This window comes from Leifsonia sp. KNZ12-8B, from assembly GCF_056755495.1.
The window spans coordinates 1-6,895 of sequence record NZ_JBPGXM010000168.1; the positions used below are offsets into that span (position 1 = coordinate 1).

General features: G+C 73.4%; 4 protein-coding genes. 2 read left to right on the forward strand and 2 right to left on the reverse strand.

Features of this window, described 5'->3' with window-relative positions:
• Together ACR9ZG_RS17300 and ACR9ZG_RS17305 are read right to left on the reverse strand one after the other, a co-directional pair.
• Positions 1-1,819: acetyl-CoA carboxylase biotin carboxylase subunit (locus tag ACR9ZG_RS17300; RefSeq protein ID WP_481286085.1), on the reverse strand; the 1,819-nt coding region annotated here is incomplete at its 3' end.
• 5 nt (positions 1,820-1,824) lie between these two features.
• Positions 1,825-3,453: a carboxyl transferase domain-containing protein gene (locus ACR9ZG_RS17305; protein ID WP_481286088.1), complete on the reverse strand. Its 1,629-nt coding sequence runs from the start codon at positions 3,451-3,453 to the stop codon at positions 1,825-1,827.
• A gap of 112 nt (positions 3,454-3,565) precedes the next feature.
• Between ACR9ZG_RS17305 and ACR9ZG_RS17310 the strand changes: the two genes are divergently transcribed.
• On the forward strand, positions 3,566-4,168 hold the full coding sequence (locus ACR9ZG_RS17310; RefSeq protein ID WP_481286086.1) for an SACE_7040 family transcriptional regulator: 603 nt from the start codon (positions 3,566-3,568) through the stop codon (positions 4,166-4,168).
• Positions 4,169-4,316: 148 nt separating this feature from the next.
• On the forward strand, positions 4,317-6,845 hold the full coding sequence (locus ACR9ZG_RS17315) for a penicillin acylase family protein (RefSeq protein ID WP_481286087.1): 2,529 nt from the start codon (positions 4,317-4,319) through the stop codon (positions 6,843-6,845).
• The last annotated feature ends 50 nt before the right edge of the window (positions 6,846-6,895 follow it).

Below are 6,895 nucleotides of genomic sequence, written 5' to 3' on the forward strand. Positions count from 1 at the left end.
AGATGTGTATAAGAGACAGGCGCTCCGCGAGCCGCTCGGCCCGGTCGCGCAGCCGCAGCGCGCGGGCGCGCCCCTCATGGCCGAGCCACACGGTGCCGGTGCCAGCGGAGGTGCCGGCACCGGTTGCTGCGTCGCCGTCGCGCGCGACGTCGAAGCGCGTGACCAGACCGTCCAGGCTGAGCAGCGCGACGTCGGGCGAGCCGGCGGCCCCAGGCAGGAGGCGCAATGACGCATCGTGCTCGTCGCCGTCGATCGACACCCGCCCGCCGGCGACCGCGACCTCCCGCCCGGCGATGTCGTAGCGCACCGGCCGCGGCGAGCCGAGCCGCCAGCCGGTCGATGCCGCCCAGACGGTCCCGACGCCGGCGGGCGGCCGGGCCTCGCGGTCGCGGTGCGCGACCAGCGCGGCGGCCACGAGCTCGCCGACCGAGGGCGCGTCGCCGTCGTCCTGCCCCTCCCCCGCCGCGACCCGGCGATCGATGAGGGTCGTGTCCATCGCGCCGCTGCGCACCTCGGGATCGGCGAGCAGGCCGCGCAGCCACCCCACGTTGGTCACCGCGCCGAGGATCGCCGTGCCGGCGAGCGCGCGGTCGAGCCGGGCGAGCGCCTCCGCCCGGTCAGGACCCCACGCGATCACCTTCGCGAGCATGGGGTCGTACTCGGTGACGACCGGCAGCCCGGCGGCGAGCCCGCTGTCGACGCGCACCCCCTCACCCGTCGGCTCGCGCAGGGCGAGCACCCGCCCGCCCGCGGGCAGGAAGCCGCGGCTCGGGTCCTCGGCGTAGACCCGCGCCTCGACGGCGTGCCCGGTCAGCCGGATGTCCTCCTGCGCGAGCGTGAGCGGCTCGCCAGCGGCGATCCGCAGCTGCTGCTCGACGAGGTCGACGCCGGTGACCAGCTCGGTGACCGGATGCTCGACCTGGAGGCGCGTGTTCATCTCCATGAAGAAGAACTCGTCCGGCGCCTCCGCCGCCACCAGGAACTCGACGGTGCCCGCGCCGACGTAGTCGACGCTCGCCGCCACCTGGCATGCGGCCTCCCCGATCCGCGCCCGGGTGACCGCGTCGAGCAGCGGGGACGGCGCCTCCTCGATCACCTTCTGGTGCCGGCGCTGGAGGGAGCACTCGCGCTCGCCGAGGTGCACGATCGCGCCGTGCCGGTCGGCGAGCACCTGCACCTCGATGTGCCGGGGCGCGCTGACCAGGCGCTCCAGGAAGAGCGTGTCGTCGCCGAATGCCGCCGCGGCCACGCGGCGCGCCGTGCGCAGCGCCTCCGGCAGCTCGGCCGCGGCGCGGACCGCCTGCATGCCCTTGCCGCCGCCGCCCGCCGACGGCTTCACGAGCACCGGGTAGCCGATCCGCTCGGCCGCCGCGATCAGCTGGTCGTCGCTCAGGCCGGGCTCGGCGATCCCCGGGATGGTCGGGACGCCGTGCCGGGTGACCTCGCGCTTGGCGGCGATCTTGTCGCCCATGACTTCGAGGGCGTGGACGCCGGGACCGACGAAGACGATGCCCGCTCGCTCGCACGCCTGCGCCAGCGCGGGGTTCTCGGAGAGGAAGCCGTACCCCGGGTGCACGGCCTCGGCGCCGGTCGCGCGCGCGGCGGCGACCACGGCCTCCACGTCGAGGTAGCTCTCGCGGGCGGGTGCCGGGCCGAGCCGGACGGCCTCGTCGGCGAGCGCCACGTGCGGCGCCCCCGCGTCGGCGTCGCTGTAGACCGCGACCGCGCGGATGCCCAGGCGGTGCAGGGTGCGGATGACACGGCAGGCGATCTCGCCGCGGTTCGCGACGAGGACGGTGCCGAAGAGCGCGGTGGGCATGGCGATCACATCCGGAAGAGCCCGAAGGCCGGGTCGGGAAGGGGGGTGCGGGAGATGACGTCGAGCGCGAGGCCGAGCACTGTCCTGGTGTCGGCGGGGTCGATCACGCCGTCGTCCCAGAGCCGCGCGGTGGAGTAGTACGGGTTGCCCTGCTGCTCGTACTGCGCGGCGATCGGGGCGCGGAAGGCGGCTTCGTCCTCGGCGCTCCACTCCTCGCCTCTGGCGTCGAGCTGGTCGCGCTTGACCGTGGCGAGCACGCTGGCGGCCTGCTGGCCGCCCATGACCGAGATGCGCGCGGCCGGCCACATCCACAGGAACCGCGGCGAGTAGGCGCGCCCGCACATCGAGTAGTTGCCGGCGCCGAACGAGCCGCCGATGACGACCGTGAGCTTCGGGACGCGCGTGGTCGCGACCGCCGTCACCATCTTGGCGCCGTGCTTGGCGATGCCGCCCGCCTCGTAGTCGCGGCCGACCATGAAGCCGGAGATGTTCTGCAGGAACAGCAGCGGGATGCCGCGCTGGTCGCACAGCTCGATGAAGTGCGCGCCCTTCTGCGCCGACTCGGCGAACAGCACGCCGTTGTTCGCGACGATGCCGATCGGGTGCCCGTGCAGGCGCGCGACTCCGGTGACCAGTGTGGTCCCGTACTCGGGCTTGAACTCGCTCCATGCTCCCGCGTCGACGAGCCGCGCGATGACCTCGTGCACGTCGTAGGGCGCCTGCACGTCGACCGGCACGACGCCGTACAGCTCAGCCGGGTCGGCGGCCGGCTCGCGAGCGGGCAGCACCTCCCAGGCCGGAGCGGCGGGAGGCGGGAGGGTCGCCACGATGTCGCGCACGATCGCGAGGGCGTGCTCGTCGTCCTCGGCCAGGTGGTCGACCACGCCGGAGGTGCGCGCGTGAAGGTCGCCGCCGCCGAGCTCCTCGGCCGTCACGACCTCGCCGATCGCCGCCTTCACGAGCGGGGGCCCGCCGAGGAAGATCGTGCCCTGGTTGCGGACGATCACCGTCTCGTCGCTCATCGCGGGCACGTATGCGCCGCCCGCGGTGCACGACCCGAGCACGGCAGCGATCTGCGGGATGCGCGCCGCCGACAGCCGGGCCTGGTTGTAGAAGATACGGCCGAAGTGGTCGCGGTCGGGGAACACCTCGTCCTGCATCGGCAGGAACGCGCCGCCGGAGTCGACCAGGTAGATGCAGGGCAGCCGGTTCTCGAGCGCGACCTCCTGCGCCCGCAGGTGCTTCTTGACCGTCATCGGGTAGTAGGTGCCGCCCTTGACCGTCGCGTCGTTGCACACGATCATCACGTGCCGGCCGGCCACGAGCCCGATGCCCGCGATGACGCCGGCGGCTGGGCACTCGTCCCCGTACATGCCGGTCGCGGCGAGGGGCGCCAGCTCGAGGAACGGGCTGCCCTCGTCGAGCAGCGCGTCGATCCGGTCGCGCGGGAGGAGCTTGCCGCGCGCGACGTGCCGCTCGCGGGCGCGCTCCGGGCCGCCCTCGGCGGCGACCGCCAGGCGTCGGCGGAGGTCGTCGGCCAGCGCGCGCTGCGCGGCGTCGTTGCGCCCGAACGCGTCTGCTGCGGCGGCGTCTCCGGCACCGGCGCGCTGCGGCGCGTCCTGCGCGGTGGTCATCAGGGTCGCCATGACCCTCCCTCGTCCTCATCGACAACGGGTTAGTGACTGCTAACCGAGTTTCAGGTTAGTGTTCATTAACCGGAATGTCCAGACCCGCTCGGAGCCGACGATGACGACGACCCGCCCCACCCAGCGCAGCCAGGCGAAGGCCGACCGCCGCGCCACCCTGCTGGAGGCCGCGGCCGGCATGTTCGCCCAGCGCGGCTTCAACGGCGTGTCGATCGAGGATCTCGGCGCGGCCGCCGGGGTCAGCGGACCGGCGGTGTACCGGCACTTCCCCTCCAAGCAGGCGGTGCTCGCCGCGCTGCTCGTCGGCGTCAGCGAGTCGCTGCTCGAGGGCGGCGCGGCGGTGGAGGCGGACGCGGCCGGCCCGGCGGAGGCGCTGCGCGGCCTGATCGCCTTCCACGTCGACTTCGCCCTCAGCGAGCCGGACACCATCCGCGTGCAGGACCGCGACCTCGACGCCCTCCCCGACACGGAGCGCCGCGAGGTGCGGCGGCTGCAGCGCCGCTATGTCGAGCTCTGGATGGGCGTGCTCAGCGCGCTCCACCCCGCCCTCTCCCCCGACGAGCTGCGGGTCAGGGTGCAGGCGACCTTCGGCCTCATCAACTCGACGCCGCACTCCGCCCGCATCGGCTCTGCGCCGGTCGACGCCGCCTCCGTGCGCCCGGTGCTGGAGGCGATGGCATGGGCGGCGCTCACGTCGCGGTGACCGGCCCGTCGCCCGCATGCGTTAAAGTCCCAAGCACGGCAGGTCCCGAGCGACTCGGGCCCGCGCAGAGCGAGCTCGAGGGAGAGACGTGGGCGAAGACACCCCCCGGCTGACACGCCAGCGCAGCGCTTTTCGCGCGCTCGGAATCGTGCTCGCCGTCGTCGTGCTGCTCGTCGCCGCCGCGGGCGGCGTCGCGATCTGGACGGTGGCGCGGTCGTTCCCGCAGACCTCGGGCACCGTCGACGTGCCGGGGCTCACCGCGCCGGTGACCGTCCGCCGCGACAGCGCCGGCGTGCCGCAGATCGAGGCGGCGACCGCCCACGACCTGTTCCGCGCGCAGGGGTACGTGCACGCGCAGGACCGGTTCTGGGAGATGGACTTCCGCCGTCACGTCACCTCCGGCCGCCTCGCCGAGCTGTTCGGGGCGAGCCAGGTACCGACCGACGTGTTCATCCGCACGCTCGGCTGGCGGCAGGTCGCCGAGCAGGAGGTGAAGCAGCTCGACCCCACCGCGCTGCGGTACTACCAGGACTACGCCGACGGGGTGAACGCCTACCTCGACCGGCACTCCGGCGCCGAGCTGTCGCTGGAGTACGCCGTGCTCGGCCTGCAGAACCCGGGCTACACCCCCGAGCACTGGACCCCCGCCGACTCGGTGGCCTGGCTCAAGGCGATGGCGTGGGACCTGCGCTCCAACCTCGAGGACGAGGTCGACCGGGCTCTGCTGTCGACCAGGCTGACGCCGGAGCAGATCGCCGTCCTCCATCCCGGCTACCCGTACAATGCGCACCCGACCATCACCGACCTGGGCGGAGGCTCGCCCGAGCGGGTGACGCCGCCGTCCGCGACCGCGGGGGCCGCCTCCGCCGACACCGACGCGCCGCCCGCCGAGGCGTACCGCTCCGAGCTGGAGCAGGTCGCCTCCTCCGTCGACGCGCTCCCCCGGCTGATGGGGCCTGCCGGCGACGATATCGGCTCGAACTCGTGGGTCGTCTCCGGCGCCCACACCGATACCGGCAAGCCGCTGCTCGCCAACGACCCGCACCTCGGCGCCTCCATGCCGTCGGTCTGGTACCAGGTCGGGCTGCACTGCACGACGGTCGGGCCGGAGTGCCCGTTCGACGTGAGCGGGTTCGGCTTCTCGGGGTTCCCTGGCGTGGTGATCGGCCACAACGACCGCATCGCGTGGGGGTTCACCAACCTCGGGCCCGACGTCACCGATCTCTACCTCGAGAAGGTGACCGGCGATACGTACGAGTACGACGGGCAGCAGGTCCCGCTCACCGTCCGGCCCGAGCGCATCAGGGTGGCGGGCGGCAAGGATGTGGAGATCCGGGTCCGGTCGACCAGGCACGGCCCGATCGTCACCGGCATCAGCGACGGCTTCCGGGCGATCGCGAAGGACCAGGCCGGCAAGCTCGGTGTGCCCGCGCAGCAGTTCCAGCTCTCGCTGCAGTGGACCGCACTGACGCCGGGGCCGACCGCCGGCGCGATCTTCGCCTTCGACACCGCACGCGACTGGGCAGGCTTCCGGGCGGCCGCCGCGCAGTTCCAGGTGCCGTCGCAGAACCTCGTCTACGCCGACGTCGACGGGAACATCGGCTACCAGGCGCCCGGCAGCGTCCCGGTCCGCGCCCAGGGCGACGGAACCATGCCGGTCCCGGGCTGGTCGAGCAGCTACGGCTGGGTGGGGACCATCCCCTACGATCAGCTGCCGTCGGTCCTCAACCCGCCGTCCGGCCTCATCGTCACGGCGAACAACGCGGCCGTCGGCCCCGGCTACCCGGCCATGATCACGGCGGACTGGGACTACGGCTATCGGGCCAACGAGCTGCAGGTGCGCCTCCAGACGATGATCGCCGACGGGAAGAAGGTCGGGTCCGCCGACCTCAGCGCCCTCCAGCTCGACACGTACGACGCGAACGCCGCGACGCTCGCGCCTCTGATCGTCCGCCTCGGCGACGCGGCCGACCCCGACTCCGGGGTCGCGCACGCGGGCCGGCTGCTGGCCGAGTGGGACCACCGTGACGACGCCGACAGCGCGGCGGCCGCGTACTTCGCGGTGTTCTGGCGCACGCTGCTCGCCGACATGTTCGCGAAGAAGCTGCCGAAGACGACGGTCCCGCAGGGCGGCGACCGCTGGTTCGCGGTCGTGCAGAACCTCGTCGAGCGGCCGGACTCCGGCTGGTGGGCGGACCCCGATCTCGGCGCGAAGGACCGCGACTCGATGCTCACGGCCGTCGCGAACGCCGCCTGGACGAAGACCAGGGACCTGCTCGGCCACGACACGTCGTCGTGGCGCTGGGACCGCCTCCACACCCTGGAGCTGCGCAACGCCAGCCTCGGCGAGTCGGGCGTGCCGGTGATCGAGTGGCTGTTCAACCGCGGGCCGTACCCGGTGGGCGGAGGGTCGAGCGTCGTCGACGCGACCGGCTGGGACGCCGACCAGGGCTACGAGGTCGTCCGCGTGCCGTCCATGCGGATGGTCATCGACCTCGCCGACTTCGACGACAGCCGCTGGATCAACCTGACCGGAGCCTCCGGTCACGCCTTCGACCCGCACTACGCCGACCAGACGGACCTCTGGGCGCGCGGCCAGACCCGTCCCTGGCCGTTCACCCGCCCGGCCGTCACGGCCGCGGCCGAGCAGACCCTCACCCTCCGCCCGCGCCCCTGACCCCCCCGCCGGCACCCGCCGAGTACGCGCGCATTCACGCGAAAACCGCC